Annotated in this window: 27 protein-coding genes; 15 read left to right on the top strand and 12 right to left on the bottom strand. The window is 37.7% G+C overall.

All coding sequences use genetic code 11. From position 1 onward, the window contains the following. The first annotated feature begins 134 nt into the window (after positions 1-134). A complete protein-coding gene (locus AC07YT_RS02420) occupies positions 135-1,988 on the top strand; it encodes a DNA topoisomerase 3 (protein WP_086545970.1) in 1,854 nt (617 codons plus the stop codon). Here the strand turns inward: AC07YT_RS02420 and AC07YT_RS02425 are convergent. From AC07YT_RS02425 to AC07YT_RS02445, 5 genes are all read right to left on the bottom strand, one after another. Beyond that, the gene (locus AC07YT_RS02425; RefSeq protein WP_086545969.1) at positions 1,985-2,362 is read right to left on the bottom strand and encodes a response regulator; all 378 of its coding nucleotides are present in this window, start codon (positions 2,360-2,362) and stop codon (positions 1,985-1,987) included. The two genes, AC07YT_RS02420 and AC07YT_RS02425, sit on opposite strands and share 4 nt — an antisense overlap. Positions 2,363-2,541: 179 nt before the next feature. Further along, positions 2,542-4,455, bottom strand: a complete 1,914-nt coding sequence (locus AC07YT_RS02430; protein ID WP_086545968.1) for an AAA domain-containing protein — start codon at positions 4,453-4,455, stop codon at positions 2,542-2,544. 82 nt (positions 4,456-4,537) lie between these two features. Then, the gene (locus AC07YT_RS02435) at positions 4,538-4,921 is read right to left on the bottom strand and encodes a DUF3037 domain-containing protein (protein WP_086545967.1); all 384 of its coding nucleotides are present in this window, start codon (positions 4,919-4,921) and stop codon (positions 4,538-4,540) included. After that, positions 4,899-5,711 carry a HipA family kinase gene (locus AC07YT_RS02440; protein WP_494945151.1) on the bottom strand — a complete coding sequence of 271 codons (813 nt, stop codon included), beginning with the start codon at positions 5,709-5,711 and terminating at the stop codon, positions 4,899-4,901. The genes AC07YT_RS02435 and AC07YT_RS02440 overlap by 23 nt, the downstream gene beginning before the upstream one ends. 382 nt (positions 5,712-6,093) lie before the next feature. Continuing rightward, positions 6,094-6,282, bottom strand: a complete 189-nt coding sequence (locus tag AC07YT_RS02445; protein ID WP_057934571.1) for a hypothetical protein — start codon at positions 6,280-6,282, stop codon at positions 6,094-6,096. Positions 6,283-6,390: 108 nt separating this feature from the next. On the opposite strand from AC07YT_RS02445, the gene AC07YT_RS02450 reads away from it, so the two are divergent. After that, positions 6,391-6,771: a hypothetical protein gene (locus tag AC07YT_RS02450; protein WP_086545965.1), complete on the top strand. Its 381-nt coding sequence runs from the start codon at positions 6,391-6,393 to the stop codon at positions 6,769-6,771. 44 nt (positions 6,772-6,815) lie between these two features. Beyond that, a complete protein-coding gene (locus AC07YT_RS02455; protein ID WP_086545964.1) occupies positions 6,816-7,019 on the top strand; it encodes a KTSC domain-containing protein in 204 nt (67 codons plus the stop codon). 295 nt (positions 7,020-7,314) lie between these two features. On the opposite strand, the gene idi is transcribed toward AC07YT_RS02455, so the two are convergent. The 4 genes from idi to AC07YT_RS02475 all read right to left on the bottom strand — a co-directional run bounded on the left by idi (position 7,315) and on the right by AC07YT_RS02475 (position 10,034). Beyond that, entirely contained in the window at positions 7,315-7,857 is a 543-nt protein-coding gene (gene idi, locus AC07YT_RS02460; protein ID WP_086545963.1) for an isopentenyl-diphosphate Delta-isomerase, read from the bottom strand. Next, complete coding sequence (locus AC07YT_RS02465) at positions 7,858-8,694, bottom strand: phytoene/squalene synthase family protein (RefSeq protein WP_086545962.1); 837 nt, start codon at positions 8,692-8,694, stop codon at positions 7,858-7,860. It lies immediately after the preceding gene. Then, positions 8,678-9,583: a MerR family transcriptional regulator gene (locus tag AC07YT_RS02470; RefSeq protein WP_086545961.1), complete on the bottom strand. Its 906-nt coding sequence runs from the start codon at positions 9,581-9,583 to the stop codon at positions 8,678-8,680. The genes AC07YT_RS02465 and AC07YT_RS02470 overlap by 17 nt, the downstream gene beginning before the upstream one ends. Positions 9,584-9,758: 175 nt before the next feature. Further along, positions 9,759-10,034: a hypothetical protein gene (locus AC07YT_RS02475; RefSeq protein ID WP_086545960.1), complete on the bottom strand. Its 276-nt coding sequence runs from the start codon at positions 10,032-10,034 to the stop codon at positions 9,759-9,761. A gap of 289 nt (positions 10,035-10,323) precedes the next feature. On the opposite strand from AC07YT_RS02475, the gene AC07YT_RS02480 reads away from it, so the two are divergent. From AC07YT_RS02480 to AC07YT_RS02530, 11 genes are all read left to right on the top strand, one after another. Next, entirely contained in the window at positions 10,324-11,064 is a 741-nt protein-coding gene (locus AC07YT_RS02480; RefSeq protein WP_086545959.1) for a LytR/AlgR family response regulator transcription factor, read from the top strand. 91 nt (positions 11,065-11,155) lie between these two features. After that, positions 11,156-12,235 carry a sensor histidine kinase gene (locus AC07YT_RS02485; protein ID WP_086545958.1) on the top strand — a complete coding sequence of 360 codons (1,080 nt, stop codon included), beginning with the start codon at positions 11,156-11,158 and terminating at the stop codon, positions 12,233-12,235. Between the two features lie 167 nt (positions 12,236-12,402). Beyond that, positions 12,403-13,161, top strand: a complete 759-nt coding sequence (locus tag AC07YT_RS02490) for a LytR/AlgR family response regulator transcription factor (protein ID WP_086545957.1) — start codon at positions 12,403-12,405, stop codon at positions 13,159-13,161. 118 nt (positions 13,162-13,279) lie between these two features. Then, positions 13,280-13,633, top strand: a complete 354-nt coding sequence (locus AC07YT_RS02495; RefSeq protein ID WP_494945158.1) for a response regulator — start codon at positions 13,280-13,282, stop codon at positions 13,631-13,633. A 10-nt stretch (positions 13,634-13,643) separates the two neighbouring features. After that, on the top strand, positions 13,644-14,273 hold the full coding sequence (locus tag AC07YT_RS02500; RefSeq protein ID WP_086545955.1) for a hypothetical protein: 630 nt from the start codon (positions 13,644-13,646) through the stop codon (positions 14,271-14,273). Positions 14,274-14,399: 126 nt separating this feature from the next. Then, positions 14,400-15,773 carry an exonuclease domain-containing protein gene (locus AC07YT_RS02505; RefSeq protein ID WP_086545954.1) on the top strand — a complete coding sequence of 458 codons (1,374 nt, stop codon included), beginning with the start codon at positions 14,400-14,402 and terminating at the stop codon, positions 15,771-15,773. 43 nt (positions 15,774-15,816) lie between these two features. Beyond that, entirely contained in the window at positions 15,817-16,245 is a 429-nt protein-coding gene (locus tag AC07YT_RS02510; RefSeq protein WP_145954230.1) for a hypothetical protein, read from the top strand. A gap of 8 nt (positions 16,246-16,253) precedes the next feature. Beyond that, positions 16,254-16,589: an MmcQ/YjbR family DNA-binding protein gene (locus AC07YT_RS02515; protein WP_086545952.1), complete on the top strand. Its 336-nt coding sequence runs from the start codon at positions 16,254-16,256 to the stop codon at positions 16,587-16,589. Between the two features lie 293 nt (positions 16,590-16,882). Further along, positions 16,883-17,299, top strand: coding sequence for a VOC family protein (locus AC07YT_RS02520; RefSeq protein ID WP_086545951.1), 417 nt, complete (start codon positions 16,883-16,885; stop codon positions 17,297-17,299). An 87-nt stretch (positions 17,300-17,386) separates the two neighbouring features. Then, entirely contained in the window at positions 17,387-17,704 is a 318-nt protein-coding gene (locus tag AC07YT_RS02525; RefSeq protein ID WP_086545950.1) for an ArsR/SmtB family transcription factor, read from the top strand. A 2-nt stretch (positions 17,705-17,706) separates the two neighbouring features. Next, on the top strand, positions 17,707-18,141 hold the full coding sequence (locus AC07YT_RS02530) for an SRPBCC family protein (RefSeq protein ID WP_086545949.1): 435 nt from the start codon (positions 17,707-17,709) through the stop codon (positions 18,139-18,141). A gap of 87 nt (positions 18,142-18,228) precedes the next feature. Here the strand turns inward: AC07YT_RS02530 and bioA are convergent, their stop codons facing one another. The 3 genes from bioA to AC07YT_RS02545 are packed head-to-tail and all read right to left on the bottom strand — an operon-like array spanning position 18,229 to position 20,964. Further along, positions 18,229-19,530, bottom strand: coding sequence for an adenosylmethionine--8-amino-7-oxononanoate transaminase (gene bioA, locus AC07YT_RS02535; protein WP_086545948.1), 1,302 nt, complete (start codon positions 19,528-19,530; stop codon positions 18,229-18,231). Positions 19,531-19,538: 8 nt separating this feature from the next. Next, positions 19,539-19,991 (bottom strand): NUDIX domain-containing protein, encoded by a 453-nt coding sequence (locus AC07YT_RS02540; RefSeq protein ID WP_086545947.1) that lies wholly within the window; start codon positions 19,989-19,991, stop codon positions 19,539-19,541. Next, positions 19,978-20,964 carry a cation diffusion facilitator family transporter gene (locus AC07YT_RS02545; RefSeq protein ID WP_086545946.1) on the bottom strand — a complete coding sequence of 329 codons (987 nt, stop codon included), beginning with the start codon at positions 20,962-20,964 and terminating at the stop codon, positions 19,978-19,980. The genes AC07YT_RS02540 and AC07YT_RS02545 overlap by 14 nt, the downstream gene beginning before the upstream one ends. Before the next feature lie 113 nt (positions 20,965-21,077). On the opposite strand from AC07YT_RS02545, the gene AC07YT_RS02550 reads away from it, so the two are divergent. Further along, on the top strand, positions 21,078-22,274 hold the full coding sequence (locus AC07YT_RS02550; protein ID WP_209435043.1) for a pyridoxal phosphate-dependent aminotransferase: 1,197 nt from the start codon (positions 21,078-21,080) through the stop codon (positions 22,272-22,274). Positions 22,275-23,160 lie beyond the last annotated feature (886 nt).

A 23,160-nucleotide genomic window follows, 5' to 3' on the forward strand; every position in this document is an offset into this window, starting at 1 on the left:
TCCGGATCCAAATGTTGGACAAAGTTATCTGATAATTGTTTGCCAAAACGAGTGTTAAGTACTATTGTGAGTAATTTTTTTAAGCTGTTGCCGATATTTTAATCATCTTTGGGCTTGAAAAGATAAGCCCATTCATGAAGATTGTAATTGCAGAAAAGCCCTCTGTTGGTCGTGAACTTGCTAAAGTTTTCGGAGCAACCACCAGAAAAGATGGATACATTGAAGGTAAAGGATATTCTTTTACCTGGGCATTCGGGCATTTATTACAATTGGCTCCCCCTCAGGATTATGGTTTTATTGGCTGGAGGAAGCAACATTTACCCATGCTTCCGCAAAAGTTTAAACTTGCTGTCAGGAAGATTAAAACAAAAGACGGTTTTGTAGAAGATCCGGCTGTTCGGAAACAATTAGACACCATTAAAAAGCTCTTCGATGAGGCGAGCGAAATCATTGTGGCAACGGATGCCGGGCGTGAGGGTGAATTAATTTTCAGGTACATTTATTATTACCTGAAATGCAAAAAACCTTTCAAACGCCTCTGGATCTCTTCGCAAACAGATGAAGCGATAAAAGATGGATTCAGAAATCTAAAACCCGGAACAGATTACGATACCTTGTTTAATTCGGCTCATTGCCGCTCAGAATCTGATTGGCTGGTGGGAATGAATGCGACGCAGGCACTCAGTATTTCAGCAGGCAACAGAACAGTGCTTTCGTTGGGACGGGTACAAACGCCCACCCTGGCCATGATCTGCGCCCGTTTTTTAGAAATCAAAAACTTTGTACCGCAAACCTATTATCAGATCAGTATTTTACTTTCTAAAGATGAGCAGGTTTTTAAAGCCATATCCACTTCGAACTATAAGGAAAAGGAAGAAGTAGAAAAGTTGTTTGCACTTGTAGAGGATGTGGCTTCTGGTTTTCCAACAGGTGGTAACATTACCGCTGTAGAAGCTAAACCGAGAAAAGAACCACCTCCGCTATTGCACGATTTAAGCAGTTTGCAGCAAGAAGCCAATAAGAAAAAGGGCTATACTGCCGATCAAACACTTAATATTTTGCAAAACCTGTACGAGAGTAAACTGGTTTCTTATCCCCGTACCGGATCGCGTTATATTGGCGATGATGTTTTTGCCGGCGTTCCAGATTTGATTGCGAAATTTACCGATCATCCCGATTTTGGAAAACAAGCACAATTTCTGCAAAGCATTACGTTAAATAAGCGAAGTGTTAACGCAAAAAAAGTAACCGATCACCATGCTGTTTTACCTACCGGAGAACAGGCTTATGGACTAAGTGCAGATAAACAAGCGGTGTACGATATGGTTGTTGGCCGTATGATTGAGGCTTTTCACCAGGAATGCCTTAAAGAATTAACCAAAATAACCATTCAATCAGGCGTTACTTTTGTAGCCAATGGAACGGTCATCCGCTCTGCGGGCTGGCGGGCGGTATTTAACGACCCTGAAGACGATAAAAAGGATGAAGACAATGCAGCTTTACCAAAGGTTGCCGTTGGAGAACAATTGGCTATAACCGAAAAATCTCTTTTAGAAAAGCAGACCAAACCTAAACCCATGTACAACGAGGCTTCGTTATTAAAAGCACTCGAAACATGCGGCAAGGAGATAGAAGATGAAGAATTACGTTATGCCATGAAAGATAGTGGTTTAGGTACGCCGGCAACGCGTGCATCCATTATCGAAACCTTAATCACCCGGGAATATATTACAAGGGAAAAGAGAAATCTTGTTCCAACCAATAAAGGTCTGGCTGTTTATGAGGTGGTTAAGGATAAACAGATTGCGCAGGCTGAGCTTACCGGACAGTGGGAAAAAAGGTTAGAGGAAATACGTTCCGGCTCATCGGTAAAAGATTTTAAATCAGAAATTACAGAATATACCAAAACCATTACGCACGAGCTGCTCATTGCAGGAGCAAGTATCTCGGGTAAACTCGAAGAAGAAAAGAAACTGGAAAAAGCTTAGCAATAAACGCCTTTAATTACTTTTTCGAGCGAAGAGCCCATATTTTCATCTTTCTGGATAAAACCTACAGCCCCGGCATCTAAATACCCTTGCTCCAGTGTAGTTCGGTCATTTCCACTAAACATACAGATTTTAATATCCGGCTGGATGGCCAGGATTTCCCTTATGGTATCCGGATTGCTATCACCTTGTGGCATATTAATGTCCAGCAGGAGAAAATCGATCACTTCTTTCCTGAGGTAATTAATGGTATCTGGTAAATCTTTGGTTTCTGAGATATCGGGTGAGATGAGGCATTTGCTAAAAAAACGTCTCATTAAAAGCCTCATCAATTCGCTGTCATCGGCAATAAGAATTTTGATATTTTCAATCATCTAAATGGTAAAGTTAAATTTGAAACCAAGCCATCTAATCTATTATCGGTTTAAACATTCTTAAAGAAGTGCTATCCAGGTTGACAATAACACCGAATTTTACCATTAATGTGAGATGATTAATGTAAAAATAATAATTTTATTTATTATTTTTAATATCATAAGTAACAGTTTTATGGCTATAGCTCCATAAATTCCCAGGCGCTGTGGTAGGCATCCAGTTGTTCTGCGTATTGAATAAAGTCAGCATAAAAATCAGATTTCGATAAGGTGGAACTATCTCCGATAATTACGAGTTTTTTCCTGGCCCTCGTCATGGCAACATTCATTCTCCTCGTATCTGATAAAAAGCCTATGCTTCCATCGCTGTTACTTCTGGTTAAACTAATATAAACTACATCACGCTCCTGCCCCTGAAAGCTATCAATGGTATTTACTGCAATGTGATTACGATAAGGATTTAAAATTTCATTTTCCTGGGCCAGGGCATTTAAAATCTGAACCTGCTGTTTATAAGGCGAAACAATTGCAATGGATGGAAAGCCATCTGTGGTAGGATTAGCTGCTAAATTAGCTACCAGGTGGGTTAAATGCTTGATCAAAAACGCGGCCTCATCAGGATTGGTTGTACTTGTTCCATCTAATTTTTCGTCGAAACTACAACCAGCCGTATCAATAAACTGAATCGGTTGATCGCCGGGAAATAATAAATGACCGGCTACAGAGTGATGGGCTTTTAATTCATTATGATAAAACACCTGAGCAGAATACCCCATAATAGCTGCATTCATCCTGTATTGTTCTTTTAACAACACAACCGATTCTGGATGAAGCTTTACCGTTTTCTCTAATAAAGTATTACTTAAGCCATTTCTGGCTGCTTCATTTGATTTTATGGTTGGTGAAAGCTGAAAATGATCACCAGCCAGTATGACTTTCTGCGCCTTTAAAATTGGTATCCAGCAAGCTGGTTCTAAAGCCTGGCCAGCCTCATCAATTACTATGGTATTATACTTTAAATTCCGAACGGTATAGTGGTTAGCGCCGACCAGTGTGGCCGTAATAATCTGTGCTTTGGTAAACAGATTATCCATGATGTATTGCTCGGTTTTTTCTACTTCCTTTCCAATTTTATGTGCTTCGTCAAACAGTGCCTTACGCTGGTCGCGTTCTGCTTTACCAAAACTGCGTTTGTATTTATGGGCCATGTTTTTATACTCACTGGCTTGTTTTTTTAAAGCCTTGATTGTTTTCATCTCCGGATGATCGGCCATTTGATGATCAAGAGTAGCGGCAAGCAACCTTTCTGAAACCCTTGCCGGATTACCCACCCGGATTACTTTTAAGCCTTCAGCAGCTAATTTTTCGGTAAGTAAATCAACAGCAGTATTACTGGGTGCGACCACCAAAATTTTCTGATCGCTGTGTTTAGCCAACGATTTTATGGCATGTACGAGTGTAGTGGTTTTTCCGGTACCCGGCGGACCATGAACCACAGCCAAATGATCGGCTGCAATAATTTTATTGACCGCTAATTGCTGCGAATCGTTTAACGTATTTGGAATAATAAATTTCTCTTCTCCCTGAAATGATGGTTTTTCTCCTTTCGTTAAAATGCGGATCAGTTTATTTTCTGATTCATTTTCTGCTAAATGCGTAGCCTGTTTAAGCGCACTCTGCATTTCATCATAACTATTATTATCAAAAAGTAAGTCTACACCGAGTTTACCATCTCTTGTCCAGTCTGGCAATTCATCCACCCGGAAGCTGATTTTCATCCGGCTACCGCTTTGATGCGTAATAATCCCTTCTACGCGGTCTTCTTTGGCATCGTGATTGGAAAACAATACCACAGCAGAACCAAAACGGAACTGATGAGAAAAATCCTGATGCGTAGTTCTTTCCAGCTCTACGGTTAAGTAATCACCACGACCTATTTCGGTATTCCTGATGGCAATGGGGTACCAGGTTAAACCCAGGGCCCTCCTATCAGCTGCCGAAGTATTTTCAGTAAGTTTTAAATATGATTGTAAATCTTCATTGCGCTCGGTATCGAGCAAATCCTGAAGTTTTTTGAAATATTCTTTTGGCAAGACTAGATGGGTTAATTGTTTAAATTGGTTAATCGGTTAATTGACTAATGCAAACTGAGAATTTTTAACTGAAAACTGTTCACTATAGAACGAGTTCTTGATGCAACCTTAACAAAGTCGCTTCGGCATCATCACAAAAGCCGGGATGTACTTTTGAGCATTGCACTACCGTACTTCTGGTTGCGGTAAGCCACCTAAAACGAGATGCCTGATCGTATAAACCAATGGGACCTGATCCTTTTGCTGCTGTACTTATTCTTTCAAAAGCACACAAGTTCTCTTTCAGCTCTTCCAAATCTACATCAGCAGAAAAAGCCGTTATTCTTTTTTCATCCAGTGCAAAAATGCTTTTTAAAAATTTTTGCCTGGCACAAAACAAAATAATGCCCACATTAATAAATTCTTCCCGTTCTACCCTGGGCATTACGCGAATCACAGCGTACTCAAATAAGAATTTCCCTTGCATGCTGTGCTTCTTTTAAAAATATAGTTGAATGGGATAATCTGGTCGTAAGGAAATGCGTATAGGCATTGCGGTGCGCTGCTTTGCTTTCGAAATTCGTTTCACCTTCCAGCCAGTCGTCGGGAATTAAATCAATTACCGCTTTTATCTTTTCGGGACTAAGTAGTTTAGTAAACGCTTCATTTACAAGCTCCAGTTCAGTGGCCCATGGTAATAAGACATGGTCTTTGACCAAAAAGAATGGTTTAATGGCCTGTTCTTCCCAATTTTGCCACGAATGATGAAAATATAAGGCAGCACCATGATCGATTAACCAAAGTTCCTTATGCCACAGCAACATATTGGTATTTCTGCAGGTACGGTCCATGTTGGTTAAAAAACAATCAAGCCATACAATTTGCGAGGCTAGTTTAGCATCAACTGTAGTTACGGTTGGATCGAATGTTATCGCACCAGATAAATAGTGTAAGGCCAAGTTTAAGCCTACGCTGGCTTTTAGCAAATCCTGGATTTCTTCATCGGGTTCTGTTCTCCCAAAAGCTTCATCTAAGTTGGCAAAAACCAATTCAGGTACGCGTAAACCTAAATAGCGGGCTATTTCACCACCAATGAGTTCAGCAATTAAAGCCCGGGTACCTTGTCCTGCTCCTCTAAATTTCAGTACATATAAAAAGTTATCGTCAGCTTCAGCAATAGCGGGCATAGAGCCACCCTCGCGTAAAGGCGTAACATATCTGGTTACATTTACCGTTCTAAGTTGTAAATCGTTCATATCTGCAGATAGAAGGGCCATTTATTTTATTTAGGCACAATTCTAAACTTGCTGCAAATTTAGCAGAATTCCAACAATAAATTGGTCAAAGTTTAGTCGTAAAGATTCTAATGGAGGTCAACGCGTTAGTGTCTCCGCTAGCTGTTTTTATTTTGCCATGGAAGCACAGCGCGCGCGGAAAATCTGTCGCATAAGTGCACTCCCCATAAACCTCAAATAGCAGCACTACCCCAGCTTGAATAAACCTGATCGTCCCGATTTTCTTCAGCATAAAGTGAAGTGCAGGACTTCCTGAACCGATAATAACCGGAACCTGTTTTCCGAATCATCATCAGAAGTCTATATTCCATAGCCGATCAACGATTACAGAAACGGCATTATGTTACTGCATTTTTTAACCTAACTAATCGTGCCCCAGATAAGCATTTCCGGCGGGCGTCATAGCCGATGACCATTGTACCGATTCACGGTTAATTTTAATCAGCCCCATGCTTTCTAATTCTTCGTACTCTTCTTCCATCCCACCTAAAACCGAAGAACTAACCTGTTGATTGATTACCTCAAGTAGAGATATGATTTCTGATCTTTCCATAAAATAAATAATTAGATAATGATTAACATAAATATAATCAAAATGTTTATCGCTTAGGTAAACATTTTCAAGGGTTTAAGGTTGTATTTATACCCCGATTTGATTATTATGGAAACACATATCTATTACCTCTTTATTATGGCCATACCAGTAGCTTGCATAGCCTGGACAGTTACCAAGGAAGAAATTTTTAAAGAGGCGCGTGAATTCTGTGTAAACCGCTCTAAAAACTGCAACCAATTGGCGAAAAGAAAGTTTTTTTATGTATTTACATGTGAATACTGTTTTAGTCATTATGTAACTATAATCCTGCTTTTGATTACAAAATTCACTTTAATTTATCCTGATTGGCGGGGTTACATTATTTCCTTCTTTTCGATAGTATGGGTTGCAAACGTTTATATGAGCCTGTACAACCTCATCCGTATCGATCTGAAAAAGGAAAAGATTAAAGTTCAAAAAGAAGAATCAGCACTCAAAAATGAGTGAAACCATTTGTAAGTGTAGCTGTTTTTAAGGTATAACCTGATATTATGCCATCGTCAGTGATCAAATATTTTAGTTATGATGCGGCTACAGCAACATTGAAAATCCTCTTTGTAACCGATATGATTTATCTGTATCAAAATGTTCCTGAACGCGTTTATAAAATGTTAAAGGCTTCGGGATCGAAAGGGAGATATTTTAACAGGCACATTAAAGATAAATTTGAATTTCAGAAACTCGGGGAAGAATAATATCACAGCGATATGGCCAGAACGATAAAAAAAGAGCCGCTTAAAACAGATCAACAAAATACAACCAGATGAAATATCAGAAACAAATTGACTTAGAGAAAAAAAATATTTTCTGGCATTTATTTTCGTCCATACTTATAAATAGCTATATATTAATGCCTTAATTTACAGGCCGACACCAATCCAAACTGCGAACTATAATCTTAAAGTAAAAGAAATGTTAAACGTTTAGGAATTTTGCAAACTAGTCCTATATTTGTCCTCGAGAGCGTTAATTTAGATACGGGTATATGGCTTAGGCTGTATGCCCGTTTTTTGTTTTAGCCGTTGATGCGTGTGTGACCACTTTATCTAAACAGATCCTTAACCATGGCGTGTAAGCGCCCGGATTAACGGCAATATCTTGTGCCAAAGCCTCTAAATCCATATACTTAAAAGTTTCTACTTCATCGCGGTTTATCACTGGCAATTCATCACTCATGCCAAAAAAAACATGGTCTACCTCATGTTCCGTTAAGCCGTCCTCAAATATGGCCTTGTAGGTAAATTTAAACAGGTAATTCAATTCGCAATCCATTCCCATTTCTTCCATCAACCTTCTTCTTGCTGCATGGATATTACTTTCTCCAATCCGGGGGTGACTGCAACAGGTATTCGTCCATAAACCTGCCGAATGGTATTTGCTCATTGCCCTTTGTTGCAGCAACAGTTCGCGTTTAGAATTAAAAATAAAAACAGAAAAAGCACGGTGTAATATGCCTTTTTCGTGTGCTTCCATTTTATCCATCTGCCCTTTCGGCACATCCTCCTCATCAACCAGAATAACTTGCTCTTCCATTTAAATTACATTTAACTTATTACGAATAATCGAATCAAACATCAAACCAACTTTATATGTGTTCGAAATTCTGATCCTTTCAGTCATAATTTTTTCAGCACTTAAACGCTTTATCTTCGCGAATAATTTTTTGTAATAGATATAGGACAAATATACGCCATTTCTGGAAGCTGTGGGCAACAGCTTAATACCGATTAACGCGGTTGCAAATTCTGCTTCAATTTCTTCTTCAATTTGTTTTTTTTGATGATCACAGAAAAGGGCTAAATTAACGTTAGGGAAATAATTCCGGCTAAGTGTTTGATGATCAGCCTTAACATCCCTCAAAAAATTAACCTTTTGGAATGCGGAACCCAATTTCATGGCATAAGGTTTCAACTGTTCGTAATCTGCACTGCTACCATGGGTAAAAACCTTTAAACACATTAAGCCTACCACTTCTGCAGAGCCGAGGATATATTCGTTGTAAAGATCAGGAGTATATTTTAGTGTCGAAAGATCCATCTCCATACTCCTAAGAAAAAGAACAATCAGTTCCTGATCTATCTGGTATTGATTGACAACCTTTTGAAAGGAATTTAAGATGGGGTTTAAACTAATGCCCAGGTTGAGGGCCTCGAAAGTATCGAGTTTAAATTTATCTAATAAAAATTTCTTGTCATAATGATGGAAACTATCTACAATTTCATCAGCTAAACGTACAAACCCATAAATAGCATGTATAGGTTGGCGCAGTTCTTTACCAAGAAAATAAATACCATAAGAGAAGCTGGTACTATATAACTTAGTGGTAAGCCGGCTACAATCGGCAGATAGTTGATCAAATATTTCTTTCATGTAAAACGGGATATTGTATTGTTTTTTCAAATTCATCGAGCGTTTTAAACCAGTTGATGTGATCGATATTCTTGAGTTTACCGATAACCTGGCTGTTTCCAGCAAGATGGATTTTAGTGGATGAGCATATTTCAGACAATTGATCTATATATTTTTGAGCGGCAGGCACTAATCTGGATTTTATCATAAAAAGCAACACATGACCTACATTTAAGGTAGAAAATACGCGCTTGATCGAATCCAACGGAACTTTGCTACCTAAAAAAATAACCTGATGGTGATGCAGCCTCAGCATATAACTGGCAAAAAGCAGCCCGATATCATGATCTTCGTCTTCTGGTAAAAAAAGAAGCCAGCTTTCACCAGAATGCCTTGTTAAGGGAAGATTATTGATATGGCTAAATATTTTTTGACGGATAATATTGGATAAAAAATGCTCGTGAGCGGGGCAAACATCATCTTTTTGCCACATTAATCCCAAGCGAACCAGCAATGGATAAATAATTTTCCGGTAGCAGTCTGAAAGTCCTAACTGATCAATGCCTTGATCTATTAACTGATTAAAGGCGCGCTCATCAAAGGCTAAACCATGACTGATCAGTTGAGAAACATAATGATCGGCCTGCTCATCATCAGCTGAATATGAAAACTGTTGATCAATAAGTTGATCCATCTCCGCATCAGAGAGACTGCAGATTTTAGAAATTTTTAAGCCGCTTTTATTTAAACTAACGATGTTTAATAGCTTTCTGAGCTGCTTATCATCATATAAACGTGTATTACCCTGAGATCGCATCGGATTCAGCGCATTGTATCGTTGCTCCCAGATCCTGATGGTATGAGAATGAATGCCCGAAAGCTGTTCAAGATCTGAAATGGAGTAATTCATTATTTTGTTTAAATATATTCAATAAAATCTAAACAAAAAGAAAATGAAAAAGTTTTTTTCACTAAATACCCTAAATGCATGGCCTGCTATTCCTATTGGAATTGCGCATAGATCAAAAATACTTACTATTAAACCTGGTAAATTTAATTATAGATCAGCCGCATAAAGCAATCGGTTAAAATGCTTTTTCGGTAAGTAATACTCCCCTTTCCCCGTTACCTGTCTCTATGGTATGTACGTGTTTGTACGAATGGCTGAAGAAATCGTAACCATGTTCCCTTTGTTTTATCGCCACCGTACTTAGCGGGTAATTTAAGTTAGTTTGCATGCATTGCAAACTGCCATTGGCCAGCAGCAGAAAATCGCAGTCGTAACCCTGCTCCTGCAGCTCAATAACCTTTTTAGTTATAGACACGTTTAATCTATTGGTGGTGCGAATTCTATTTTTCATGGGATATTGTTTTAGATAATTAGGGATGATTATTTTGGTTAATAAATATATCCATTAATAACTACGTTTCAAAATACAATATATTGTTATACAAGCAATTAAATCAATTTGTTTTATTTCATTTTGTAAAAAGCGCTGTCATTGTATTTTACTGATTTTAATTCTTGCAGGAAAAAACATATACGTATCATATTTACTACAAAAACCAACTAAACATGATTACAGGTCCAAAATAATTTCTTTATTTAAAACGCAAGCTATAATTTCGCTTAACCTTAAAACACACCTAATGAAATTAACATGTATCGTAATTGATGACGACATTCACGCCGTCAACGGTATAAAATCATACATCAATAATCTCACAAATATTCATTTAATAAAATCGTATACAGATCCGTTACAGGCATTAAATGAAATTACGGCAGGAGATCGTGTTGACATTGTTTTTATAGATGTTGATATGCCTATGATTTCGGGATTAGAATTATCAAAAGCCATCAGACATAAAACAGATAAATTAATATTTACTACCTCGCATTCCAAATATGCCTATGAAGCTTTTGAAATGAATGCAAGCGCTTATTTATTAAAACCCTACACCTTTGCCCGTTTTGCGGAAACCATCAACAGGTTATTTCCCCTCAGTCCCAGTTTACCAAATGTTAATATTAAACAAGAGGATGACTATTTCTTTGTAAGGAACAAAAATGAAAAGAACAATTTGATTAAGGTAAGGTATACCGATATCGTGGCGATAGAAAGTCTGCAAAACTATGTCCGGATTTTTACCTTGAACGAAACGATTGTATCCTACATTGCATTATCAGAGATAAAAATCATTTTAAAAGATTATCAGAATTTTGCCCAGGCACACCGCTCGTTTATTATCGCTAAAAACTACATTGAGAAAGTAGAAGGTCATACCTTAAAAATGATTAACGACCTCACCATCAACATTGGAAATAGTTACCGTGAGAGCATACAGGACTACATCAAAGAGAAAACGATTAAAACTAACCGATCGTAAACTAATTTTTTAGTATTTTCGTTATCTAAACAATTAAACGCTGACGGTTTATTGTTTAGCATATATAGCCGTTCCCCAATTAACTAGCCAAATGACGCCTACCCCTAAAAAGAATAATTTTAACAAAATTCTAAACTGGTTTTCCGACAAAAAACTGCACATTTTAGTTTGGACCATATTCATATTCTACGAAGCCATCATCATCGGTATCTTTGCCGGCAGGTTCTCTACACTGAGTACTTATGTTATTTTTTATAGTTTAAACATCGCTACCTTTTATTTTCATGCACACGTTGTTTTGGCTTTTGCCCTTAAAAAACTTAACGAAAGGTGGTGGAAATTACCCTTATTCATTTTACTCGAACTGGCTGCTTATTTAATCCTAACGGTTTGTTTAGATTATATTGTAATTAATTATACCGACTATAATGGTCCCATTAAACTAATATTTAACGCGGCTTTTTTTGCTGCGCCGATTTACCGCGCCATATATTTTATGTGTTTTGCTACCAGTTATTATTTTCTCCTTAATTTTCTCGAAGAGCGGAAGAAGATCGAAGATCTGGAAAAACAACGTTTAAATAACATTATCCAAATCGCTAAATCAGAAAATGCCTTTTTAAAGGCGCAAATACAGCCTCATCTGTTGTTTAATACGCTCGATTTTATTTATCAAAATGCTAAAGATTCTTCTCCGGTTGCCGCAGAAGCCATCCATTCTCTTTCAGAGATGATGCGCTATTCGGTCGACAGCAATAAGGACAGGGAATTTATTTTGCTCGACGAGGAGATTAATCAGGTCGAAAACCTCATCAACCTGCATCAGCTGCGTAAAGATCACCACGTACAGCTCCGTTTCTGGTACGACGACGAAATACGTAACATTAAAATCATTCCTTTAGTGTTAACCACTTTGGTAGAAAACATGTTTAAACATGGCGAGCTGCTTACTGAATCACATCCTGCCGAAGTGAGCCTGAGGACTGAACATGATCAGCTTATTATAGAAACCTCAAACTTAATCAGGGCAGTTAAAGATAATTCAGGTTTAAGTTCAGGAATGGAAAACATCAGGAAACGTTTAGCTTACACCTATGGCAAAAGTGCCGAATTCAATTACTTTGCTGATTCAAACCACTATTTTAAGGTAATGCTAACCATTAAATTATAATCAGCAATACCTCATTTAATAATTTTAATCTAAAATTTCAGATTAAGCAATAATCTCAAAAGAAAAGCTGATTTTCCTTGCCGAATACGTAAAAATCCGTTTCGAATGTGTTTTTTTTTCATTTTACTGGCTGAAATTGTAATTTGCATCAACTAAACCTATAAAAAATGTCAATAAGTTGTATCGCTATTGATGACGATCCTCATTCCCTGGAGAGCTTAATAGCATATATGGATAAGCTGCCTGATTTAAAACTTATCCAAACTTTTACTGAACCGCTCCAGGCCCTCGCAGAAATATCGGTAGCTAACCCTGTCGACATTATTTTTATGGATGTCGAAATGCCCTCACTATCCGGAATTGAACTGGCAAGCCTGCTGAGGCAAAAAACAAAACACTTGGTTTTCACCACCGCACACCCAAGGTATGCCATTGATGCCTTTAAGGTTGACGCAGATGCTTATTTACTTAAGCCCTACTCTATTTTGCATTTTGCTAAAACAATAAACAACCTTTACCCAACCGGGAAAAAAGTACAACATGCTTTGTCTATTTTCGACGATCATTTTTTTTACATCCCTTTACAGGGTGAAAATGGCGACCTGGTTAGAATAGATCTGAACGAGTTAATTGCGGTAGAGGAAATGGGAGAAGATATTCAGTTTAAAACGACAAAAAATGCTTTTTTAAGTTCAAAATCTAATTTCATCAAGACTTTGAAAATGTTAAAAAAACATTCTGCATTTATCCAGATTAATCCTACTGTTGTAATCGCCAAACAGCACATCAAAAGTGTACTTGGAAATAGAATACTGCTTTCAGAGGAAACATCTTTTACCGTTTCAGGTACATACATCGAACTTTTCGCAAATTTCATCAAGAACAATTTACTCCAGGAAAAACCCCGTCCCGGCGCTATAATGTAGTCTTTAATAACCGCCCATCATCATCTCCAATCAGTTTTTAACGTTTGATCAAAACATTCCCTTCAAAACTTTGTATTAGGATAGACTATTATTAATTAATTGATCTGTTTTGAAAAGAGTGTTGATTGTGGATGATGATCCAGATGTATTAGAAGTTTTCCAGGATGTATTAGAAACTGAACATTATAAAGTTTATCCGCTACTATCGCCACGGTATATTTTTAAAACCATAAGAGATTTTAATCCCGATCTGATTATTCTAGACATTATGTTGAATGGAATGGATGGGCGTGCGGTATTTAAAGAGTTAAGGTTAAATCCTGAAACAGCGCGTATCCCCATTATTATGGCATCGGCCAGGTATGATGAAAATTATATCACATCACAAAAATATCATCCCGACGATTATTTAGAAAAACCCTTTAACATAGCAGATTTACTCCAAAAAGTAAATGCTTTAACCGAAAATTAAAAAATCAGATATGAAATTAAAATTATTAACATCTCTTCTATTGTTATGTACAGTAGTATCCATCCAGGTAAAAGCGCAAAGCAGACCAGATAAACTTTATTCGATGAGTGGAATCGGCTTTGCATTCCCAATGGGTGAAACTTCGGATTATTTTAAGCCTAAATTTTCAACATCATTAGGTTTAAATTTAGGTTTAGGCGATGGCGGTTTGTTCCTTTATCCGAAAGTAAGTTTACATGCTTTCACCTTTAACCAGATTACGCCAGATGCAGGATATACCTACACGCTACAGAAAGGAAGAGCAACCACTTATTTATTAAATGTGGCATTAGGTTACCGTAAAATTGTCAATAAATGGGCATTTTATGGTTTTGCAGGGGCTGGCGGTGGAATTATCCTTACGCCACAGGCGGGGGTTAATACCTCAACTTTGCAGGTTACCCAGGATAATAAATCGAATAGTTTAGGCATTGCAGAAGGTGGTGCCGGTATCGAATACAATATTGGCGGTGCTAATTTATTTGTGGAGGCCAGTTACATGTACGGTTTTAGCAAAATCCAGAACCGGGCTTTTAACACGGTACCAATTTCTGTGGGCATTAAACCTAATTTAAGTAAACTGCTCAGTAAACTTAAATAACATCGACATACAAAATACAGGAGCGGTTACGTTAAATAGGTAGCCGTTTTTTTTATGCTAAAGAAATAATCAAAATTATTTTCATACTAATTATTTTAGCATAGATTTGTATTTCAAATTAATTTAATGTTATACGCAGTTGTAGATATTGAAACCACTGGCGGCCATGCCTCAGCAAATGGTATTACCGAGGTTGCCATTAACATCCATGATGGCAATCAAATAGTTGAATCATACACTACCCTGATTAATCCTAAGCAAGCTATACCCGCTTACATTACGGCACTTACCGGTATTGATGATCACATGTTAATGGATGCCCCAACTTTTGATGACGTGGCATTACAGATTTATCAACTGTTAAATGATAAGATTTTTGTAGCTCACAATGTTAACTTCGATTATTCCTTTTTGAAGCATCATTTGGCAGCCGCAGGATACGATTTACAGTGTAAAAAACTGTGTACGGTGCGGTTGAGCAGAAAACTAATACCAGGAAAATCTTCGTATAGCCTGGGTAAACTCTGTACAGCTTTGCAGATTCCGATTCAAAACCGGCACCGGGCAGCAGGAGATGCAGATGCTACAAGTATCCTTTTCAATTTATTACTGGAACACGATCAGGAAGGTACCATAGCAGAAATGCTGAAGAAAACATCAAAAGAGCAGGTTTTACCGCCTCATTTAGATAAAGCCTGTATTTTGAGGTTGCCCAATCAGCCTGGTGTATATTATTTTAAAGATAGTAAGGGCAAAATTATTTATGTTGGAAAAGCGAAAAACCTGAAGAAACGTGTAACCAGCCACTTTACAGGTAATACACCTAACCGGCAGCGTCAGGATTTTTTACGCACAATTCATCACGTAGATTATGTAATTTGTGGTACCGAACTGATGGCTTTAATTTTAGAAGCCAATGAAATTAAACGCCTCTGGCCGGAAAATAACCGCGCCATGAAACGTTATGAGCATAAATATGATTTATATGTTTTCGAAGATCAAAACGGTTATTTACGTTTAGCCATTGATAAACATAAAAAGAACAATAACGCCCTACAGAGTTTCAATAGCTTGTTGGAAGGCTATAATTTCTTAAACCAACTGGTTGATAAGTACCAGCTTTGTGCAAAGCTTTGTTATTTGCAAAAAACGGCAACCAAATGTTATGCCCATGAAAATGGCCAATGTTTTGGTGCATGCAGTGGCATAGAAACCGTAGCCGTTTACAACAAAAAACTAAATGCGGCATTAAGCGACATTCAAAACCAGCAACCCAGTTTTGCATTGGTAGATGAAGGCAGAAAAGAGGAAGAATTTAGCTGCCTGGTGGTGGAAAAGGGAAAGTTTTATGGGATGGGTTATTTTACAGATAAAAATTATTTATCAGATGGCCTGGCTCCCATTAAAAATGATTTATCTATCTATCCATCCAACAGTTATATTTTAAATTTAATTCTCAATTACGCAGAACAACATCCACAGAAATTGTATAAATTGTAGGAAATTTAATCAAATGCTGCCCAAGAGCCTCTCAATTATCCTGTTGTTATTAATTTCATATGCCTGGTGTTCAGGTCAAAATATTGATGATCCAAACATAGATTTAGCCCAGAAAAATATTGGTAAAAATATATTTCAAAAAACAAAAAACGGCGATTTAAGATCAATCTATCTGGGGAAAATAACAGATAAAAATGGAAAAGTTAAGTTTTATGTAGTTAAAGAATTTAGTAGAATTAAAGCTGCAATAGTATATCATGGTCATAGTAGACTTATATTCTATAATGCAGATAAAAAATTCAAGGCGCAGTATCATTTCGATATGCCTGATGAACTACCTGTTAAATTAAAGGCTAATACGCTTTATTTCATCGATAAGAATCAAAAACCGGCCAAAACATTAACCTTACTAATCAACGACCGATTTCCTGAGCAGATTTTCAATAGTAATCAAGTCTCCTTCATCCAGTAATAACTCTTATGGATAATTTAACCTTTATAACACATTGTCTATCTTTTGATGAAGTTATGGAACTGCCACATTTCGAAAAAACTTCTTTTCGTGTAAATAAAAAGATCTTTGCAACATTAAATCTTCAGAAAATGCAGGCGACATTCAAATTATCAGCAGTTGATCAGTCTGTTTTCTGCGATTATGATTCAAATCAAATACGCCCGGCTACCGGGGCCTGGGGTAAACAAGGCTGGACTATTTTTGACCTAACCACATTACCAGATGAAATGATCATCGATGCGCTTACACTTTCTTATTGTAACGTGGCACCTAAAAAGCTTTCTGAAAAATATAAATATTAAGTACAATTAACATTATGAGCTGAAATTCCCTTAAATGCCTTATATGGCAAGAATCAGTCCAATAACTTTACTAACTAGTTAAGCCTATGAGCTTATAAGAACATAAGCTAATAAAGCACTATGATTTATAAGGCGCACATTGCCGCAATACTTTAACCACATAAGGAATAGAAGAAAATATAAGTAATTACAATAACCTAATTGTCTCAAATAGCCCTGTAAATTTTCTTTTTTGCCAAGGATAAGTCTATTGCCGCTTACCTATCTTTACTTACATCAAAATATAAAACGTTATGATAAAATCACTTTGGATAAATCTTCCGGTAAAAGACATTAATAAGTCTAAAGCATTCTTCACGCAACTCGGTTTCACCCTTAACTTACAGTATGGCGCCCGCGAAGATTCTGCCTGCTTTTTAGTAGGAGAAAGCAATTTGGCCATTATGCTTTTTGAAGAAGCTTTGTACGAGGGCTTTGCAGGAACCAACATTGCCGATAAACGCCATGGTGCTGAAGTATTGTTCTCTTTCGATGCAGAAAGTCCGGAAGAGGTAGATGACCTTGCTCAAAAAGTGATAGCGGCCGGTGGTACGCTTTATGGCGAGCCAGGCTACAAAGATGGCTGGATGTATGGTTGTGGTTTTGTTGACCTGGACGGACAAAGGTGGAGCATTCTTTATATGGACATGAGCAAAATGCCTTTAGGCTAGTTTTTATTACTTAAAAATATAACCCAAAATTTGCGTAAGCGATTACTTACATGTATATTTGTAAGCAATCACTTACGCAATTAATTTATGAGAAGAGATGTATTTCAAGCCATTGCCGATCCTACCCGAAGAGAAATCATCAATCTGATTGCGCATAATACCTTAAATCTAAATGCAATTGCCGAAAATTTCGACATGAGCCGGCCGGCCATTTCGCAACACATTAAAGTTTTAACAGAATGCGGTTTAGTAGAAATTACGCAACAAGGTCGTGACCGATATTGTAACATAAAATTTCAAAAACTTGCAGAAGTAGCTAAGTGGATAGAACAATACCGAACTTTTTGGACAGGCAAATTAGATGCTTTAGAAATACACTTATCAAAAGAAACTAAATCAAAATAAAGATGAAAAACGAACCAGTTATTGTAGAGCGGGTCTACAACGCCCCTATCGAAAAAGTTTGGAAAGCTTTAACCGATAATAACGAAATTAAACAATGGTATTTTCAGTTGGAAAACTTTAAACCTGAAGTGGGTTTTAAATTTGAGTTTTCCGGCGGACCCGATGATGGACCACAATATTTACATCGTTGCGAAATAACAGAAATTGTTGAGGGCAGAAAACTGGCTTACACCTGGCGATATGATGGCTATCCAGGCAATTCGGTTGTTAGCTGGGAGTTATTCGAGCAAGGTGAGCAAACCAGATTGAAATTAACACACAGTGGAATAGAAAGTTTTGCTGAGAACGGGCCCGATTTTGCCAAAACCAGTTTCAACGGTGGCTGGACTTATTTTGTTAATGATGCGCTTAAAAATTATTTAGAACCAGCAGCGTGATTTCTCTTGTTTCGTCAAAATACTGGTCGTAGCGTCTCGCTACGACCTTAAAGTTTCTTTGACAACTTAAACTTTCTTAATAGCTACCTATATCTCTTCCAGTGCTAATTTTATCGTTGCATAAATATAATCCAGGTCTTCATCACTGATGACATATGGAGGCAGGATATAGATGATATTGCCTAATGGTCTTAATATTATCCCTTTATCTAAAAAGTAAGCGTACAATAAATTACGGAGATTACTTAAATAAGAAGTTTCATTTCCTGTCTCCCACTCAATGGCAATAATGGTTCCCGTTTGCCTGATGGCTTTAACTTTAGGATGAGTTTTAATCTCTTCCAGAAAAACAGCATGTTTGGCTTCTACCCGTTTGATATTCTGAAGCGTTTCACTTTTTAATAAGATATCTAAACTCGCCAGCGAAGCAACACAAGCAATCGGGTTTGCCGTAAAAGAGTGTCCATGGTAAAGCGTTTTTAATTTATCATCACTTAAAAATGCTTCAAAAATCTCATTGGTACAGGTGGTTACACCTAAAGGCATTGTCCCGCCGGTTAAACCTTTGCTTAAACAAATAATATCAGGTTTGTTAATTAGTTTCTCGCAGGCAAAGTAAGTTCCTGTTCTGCCAAAACCCGTCATTACCTCATCAGCAATAGTTAAAATCCCTGCTTCTTTGCAGGCGGATAAAAGCTGATCCAAATATTTAGCCTCATACATGAGCATCCCGCCAGATCCCAGGATGAGTGGTTCGAAGATAAAACAAGCGGTATCGCTAAGATTTGATAGATGAGATGTGAGATGTGAGATATTGTATTCGTTAGGGAGATCGATAAACTCAACATCGAATAACAAACTATTAAAAGCATCCGTAAAAATACTGCGACCACTAACAGACATCGCGCCAAAAGTATCGCCATGATAGGCGTTTTTAAAGGCTAAAATCTTCGTTTTTGGCGTGCCTTTATTGTCCCAGTACTGCAGGCACATTTTTAAAGCCACCTCTACCGCTGTTGATCCGTTATCCGTATAAAAAACTTTATCCTGCTTACCCGGTAATATAGGCAACAGCCTTTCTGCCAATAATACAGCGGGTTCATGCGTAAAACCTGCAAAAATCACATGCTCCAGCACATTAAGCTGTTCTGCTACTTTTTGTGCAATATAAGGGTGTGAATGGCCATGAATATTAACCCACCAGGAGGAAACTGCATCGATATATCTTTTTCCGCTTTCATCAAAAACATAAACACCTTCTCCCCTAACAATGGGGATGTGGGGCAACGCATTCTTCATTTGCGTGTAAGGATGCCAGATTACCTTTTGATCGCGTTCAGTTAAGTTAAGCTTGGAGTCCGGCGTTTGGGGTTTGGAGAAATCTGACATAAAAATTATTACTGTTCAAATGAATATTGATCTTTTAAAAGCTGACCTACGGTTTTATCTGTTTTAAAGGTGATATCTTCAATACTTAAATCCTCAATTTTCACCCACCTAAATGCCTGAAGAATTTCACCTTCCCCATCGAAATCGTAAATGGTATCCTTAAAGGCCAGCTGTAAAGGTGCTTTTTCTTTTACGAGATAATACACGCTGATGACCTGGCTATCGTTAAATGATGATTTTTCGAAAAAATCTGTAGTATAAAAATGAGATAACACCTCAATTTCAGCAGCACACTCTTCTACAAACTCACGTTTTAAGCCATCAATTAAGCCCTCACCGAGTTCTAATCCACCACCAGGAAACTTACTGAAACGGAAACCATATTCTTCCTCATCACTCACCAAAACCTCATTATTCTGGTTAATTAACAATCCATAAACCCTAACATTAAAGTAGCTCATTTTCGAAGTGCTTTTTATTTTTGATTACTATTTCAGGTGTCCAAACAATTTCTTTTCTAAAAGCTTCAGCCCTAACCGGGCATTCGCTCATATGGCAATAATGACAACACTCAGGCAAACAGGGGTCTGCATGAATGAATAGCTCTGCTTTACGGAAGCCATTTTTGTTGATCAGTTCATCAATCTGCGAAATTTCACGATGAACTTTATTTAAATCAAAATAGTAGGGTAATGTAACGTGGCAATCGATGTGAAATTCAGGGCCATATTGCTGCGTACGCAGATTATGCACATCGATCCAGGGATTATGCCTGTTCTTTTGTAAAACATCCACTACTTCTTCAACAAGTGTAAAATCGCTTTCATCCATTAAGCCCCCAACCGAGCCACGGGTAAGCTTATAACCAGAATAAACGATGTAAAAGCCTACTAAAAAGGAGAGTAAGCTATCCAGCCAAATAATATTTGTCAACTGAATTAATATTAAACCAATAACAATGGCGCCACTGGTGTAGGTATCGGTTAATAAATGTTTGCCATCCGCTTGTAAGGTAATCGAATGTTCATCTTTACCGACGTTGATGAGGTACAAGCCAACAATCAGATTAATCAACCCGGTAATACCAATAATTAGTGTTCCGGTTAATAACTCCCCCACCACATGAGGATAGATCAGGTTGTACGATGATTTGAAAATAATAACCACTCCCGCAATCAGAATCAATATCCCTTCAACAAAGGCCGAGAAAAACTCAACTTTTCCATGTCCGTAAGGGTGATTTTCGTCGCGGGGTTGTGTACTGAGGTAAATGCTATAAAAGGCAAAACTGCCTGCTATTACGTTTACAATACTCTCTGCTGCATCTGTTAAGATCGCATTTGAACCCGTAATAAAATATGCGACAAACTTGGCCAACATCAGCACCACACTCACCACCAGAGAAATTATTATTGCTTTCTTTTTTACCGACACAAGTATATTTTTTCCAAAAATACGCTTATCGAATAAATTAAATGAGAAAAACTATGTCTTTTTTAGTGCAGAATAATATTTGGTTTATATATTTGCGCTCAAAGTAATTAACCATGAGCACCTTATCCAAAAGAATCAACAGTCTATCTGAATCTGCAACCCTTAAAATGACCAAACTTGGCCGCGAATTAGCGTCTAAGGGCATTAACATCATTAGTTTAAGCGTTGGCGAACCCGATTTCAATACACCCGATCACGTAAAAAATGCAGCTAAAAAAGCATTAGACGAAAATTATACACGTTATTCGCCGGTACCGGGCTATCCAGATCTGCGCCAGGCGATCGTTAACAAGCTAAAAACAGAAAATAACCTGGATTATGATATTTCTCAGATCGTTGTTTCAACAGGTGCAAAACAATCCTTATCGAATGTTATTTTAACTTTGATCGATCCGGATGATGAAGTGATCATCCCAACACCTTATTGGGTTTCATACTCGGAAATGGTAACGCTGGCCGAAGGAAAATCTGTTTTTATCGATACAGACATCGAAAGCGATTTCAAAATCACACCTGCACAGTTAGAAGCTGCTATTACGCCGAAATCGAAATTATTTATGTTTTCTTCACCTTGTAACCCAACAGGTTCGGTTTACAGTAAAGAAGAATTAGCAGCCCTGGTTGCCGTTTTCGAAAAACACCCAAATATCTATATTTTATCGGATGAGATTTATGAGCACATTAATTTCGTTGATAAACATGAGTCTATTGCGCAATTCGACAGTATTAAAGACCGCGTAATCATTGTAAACGGTTTCTCTAAAGCTTTCGCTATGACCGGCTGGAGACTAGGTTACATTGCCGCTAATAAAGAAATAGCAGCTGCTAACGATAAATTACAGGGACAAACAACTTCTGGAACCTGTTCTATCGCACAAAGAGCTGGAATTGTTGCTTACGAGCAAGGTTTAGCCAGCGTTTTAGAAATGAAAGAAGCATTTTTACGCCGTAGAGAACTGGTTTATAATTTATTAAACGAAATTCCAGGTGTAAAAACAAATCTTCCTGATGGTGCTTTTTACTTTTTCCCTGAAATCAGTTCTTTCTTCGGTAAAAAAGATGCTGATGGAAATGTAATTAAAGATTCATCTGATCTGGCTTTGTATTTATTAAATGTTGGTCACGTAGCAACCGTTGGTGGCGATTCGTTTGGTAACAATAACTACATCCGTTTATCGTACGCAGCGTCTGACGAAAGTTTAGTTGAAGCATTAAGAAGGATAAAAGAAGCTTTAGGTAAATTAGCCTAATCAGTTTTCAGTTAACGGTTTTCAGTTAGCAACATCATCATAAAAACCCATGTTAATTAAGTTAACATGGGTTTTTATATTTATATCACCGTTATCTCAAGAAAAAAAGTTCATCATCTCGACTGAAGCTCAGTCCCGAACGTTGGGGAGAGAGATCTGTAGCAACAGATTTAGCTTCGCTGAGCACTACGTGGTTCCCGACTACGTTGCACTCCGCTCGAAATGACGATATGGTGTTTGGAAAATGAAAGCCAGCATTTCATCGGAGCATCCAGTCCTTCCTTCCGTTACAAGTCCTCGCCCGATAAAGGATCGGGCTTGCGGGCTTTCCACTTCAATAAGGTTTATGAACCAAGGGCATTGCAACTGAAAACAATAACTATTGATTACTTAATCGTCATCGTTTTGCATGAGTGTGCATGCGAAAGGCGGTTTTATTACTGAAAGTATCTTTTCTTGATACGCATGTTCACATTACAAATGTGATTCTCAAAAGTCCTCGTTACAAACAAGGACTATAAAGACTATCATCGTCCTCGTTTGCAACGAGGATGCACGTGAAGGGCGATTTTATCGCCGAAAGTATCTTTTTTGATGCTGCGTGTTCACATTACAAATGTGATTCTCACAAATCCTCGTCACAAACAAGGACTATAAAGACTATCATCGTCCTCGTTTGCAACGAGGATGCATGTGAAGGGCGATTTTATCGCCGAAAGTGTCCTTTTTTGATGCTGCATGTTCACATTACAAATGTGATTCTCACAAATCCTCGTTACAAACGAGGACTATAAAGACTATCATCGTCTTCGTTTGCAACGAGGATGCACGTGAAGGGCGATTTTATCGCCGAAAGTATCTTTTTTGATGCTGCGTGTTCACATTA

The sequence above is a fragment of the Pedobacter sp. GW460-11-11-14-TSB4 genome (genome assembly GCF_059423705.1).

What these genes read in the sequence shown, in the direction of transcription:
- AC07YT_RS02475 (WP_086545960.1), bottom strand. Translation starts at nt 10,034, where the DNA reads ATGAAAAATAGAATTCGCACCACCAATAGATTAAACGTGTCTATAACT.
- AC07YT_RS02485 (WP_086545958.1), top strand. Translation starts at nt 11,156, where the DNA reads ATGACGCCTACCCCTAAAAAGAATAATTTTAACAAAATTCTAAACTGG.
- AC07YT_RS02540 (WP_086545947.1), bottom strand. Translation starts at nt 19,991, where the DNA reads ATGAGCTACTTTAATGTTAGGGTTTATGGATTGTTAATTAACCAGAAT.
- AC07YT_RS02445 (WP_057934571.1), bottom strand. Translation starts at nt 6,282, where the DNA reads ATGGAAAGATCAGAAATCATATCTCTACTTGAGGTAATCAATCAACAG.
- AC07YT_RS02425 (WP_086545969.1), bottom strand. Translation starts at nt 2,362, where the DNA reads ATGATTGAAAATATCAAAATTCTTATTGCCGATGACAGCGAATTGATG.
- AC07YT_RS02520 (WP_086545951.1), top strand. Translation starts at nt 16,883, where the DNA reads ATGATAAAATCACTTTGGATAAATCTTCCGGTAAAAGACATTAATAAG.
- AC07YT_RS02505 (WP_086545954.1), top strand. Translation starts at nt 14,400, where the DNA reads ATGTTATACGCAGTTGTAGATATTGAAACCACTGGCGGCCATGCCTCA.
- AC07YT_RS02500 (WP_086545955.1), top strand. Translation starts at nt 13,644, where the DNA reads ATGAAATTAAAATTATTAACATCTCTTCTATTGTTATGTACAGTAGTA.
- AC07YT_RS02455 (WP_086545964.1), top strand. Translation starts at nt 6,816, where the DNA reads ATGCCATCGTCAGTGATCAAATATTTTAGTTATGATGCGGCTACAGCA.
- AC07YT_RS02550 (WP_209435043.1), top strand. Translation starts at nt 21,078, where the DNA reads ATGAGCACCTTATCCAAAAGAATCAACAGTCTATCTGAATCTGCAACC.
- AC07YT_RS02490 (WP_086545957.1), top strand. Translation starts at nt 12,403, where the DNA reads ATGTCAATAAGTTGTATCGCTATTGATGACGATCCTCATTCCCTGGAG.
- AC07YT_RS02420 (WP_086545970.1), top strand. Translation starts at nt 135, where the DNA reads ATGAAGATTGTAATTGCAGAAAAGCCCTCTGTTGGTCGTGAACTTGCT.
- bioA (WP_086545948.1), bottom strand. Translation starts at nt 19,530, where the DNA reads ATGTCAGATTTCTCCAAACCCCAAACGCCGGACTCCAAGCTTAACTTA.
- AC07YT_RS02465 (WP_086545962.1), bottom strand. Translation starts at nt 8,694, where the DNA reads ATGAAAGAAATATTTGATCAACTATCTGCCGATTGTAGCCGGCTTACC.
- AC07YT_RS02435 (WP_086545967.1), bottom strand. Translation starts at nt 4,921, where the DNA reads ATGCAAGGGAAATTCTTATTTGAGTACGCTGTGATTCGCGTAATGCCC.
- AC07YT_RS02440 (WP_494945151.1), bottom strand. Translation starts at nt 5,711, where the DNA reads ATGGCCCTTCTATCTGCAGATATGAACGATTTACAACTTAGAACGGTA.
- AC07YT_RS02530 (WP_086545949.1), top strand. Translation starts at nt 17,707, where the DNA reads ATGAAAAACGAACCAGTTATTGTAGAGCGGGTCTACAACGCCCCTATC.
- AC07YT_RS02450 (WP_086545965.1), top strand. Translation starts at nt 6,391, where the DNA reads ATGGAAACACATATCTATTACCTCTTTATTATGGCCATACCAGTAGCT.
- AC07YT_RS02525 (WP_086545950.1), top strand. Translation starts at nt 17,387, where the DNA reads ATGAGAAGAGATGTATTTCAAGCCATTGCCGATCCTACCCGAAGAGAA.
- AC07YT_RS02515 (WP_086545952.1), top strand. Translation starts at nt 16,254, where the DNA reads ATGGATAATTTAACCTTTATAACACATTGTCTATCTTTTGATGAAGTT.
- AC07YT_RS02480 (WP_086545959.1), top strand. Translation starts at nt 10,324, where the DNA reads ATGAAATTAACATGTATCGTAATTGATGACGACATTCACGCCGTCAAC.
- idi (WP_086545963.1), bottom strand. Translation starts at nt 7,857, where the DNA reads ATGGAAGAGCAAGTTATTCTGGTTGATGAGGAGGATGTGCCGAAAGGG.
- AC07YT_RS02470 (WP_086545961.1), bottom strand. Translation starts at nt 9,583, where the DNA reads ATGAATTACTCCATTTCAGATCTTGAACAGCTTTCGGGCATTCATTCT.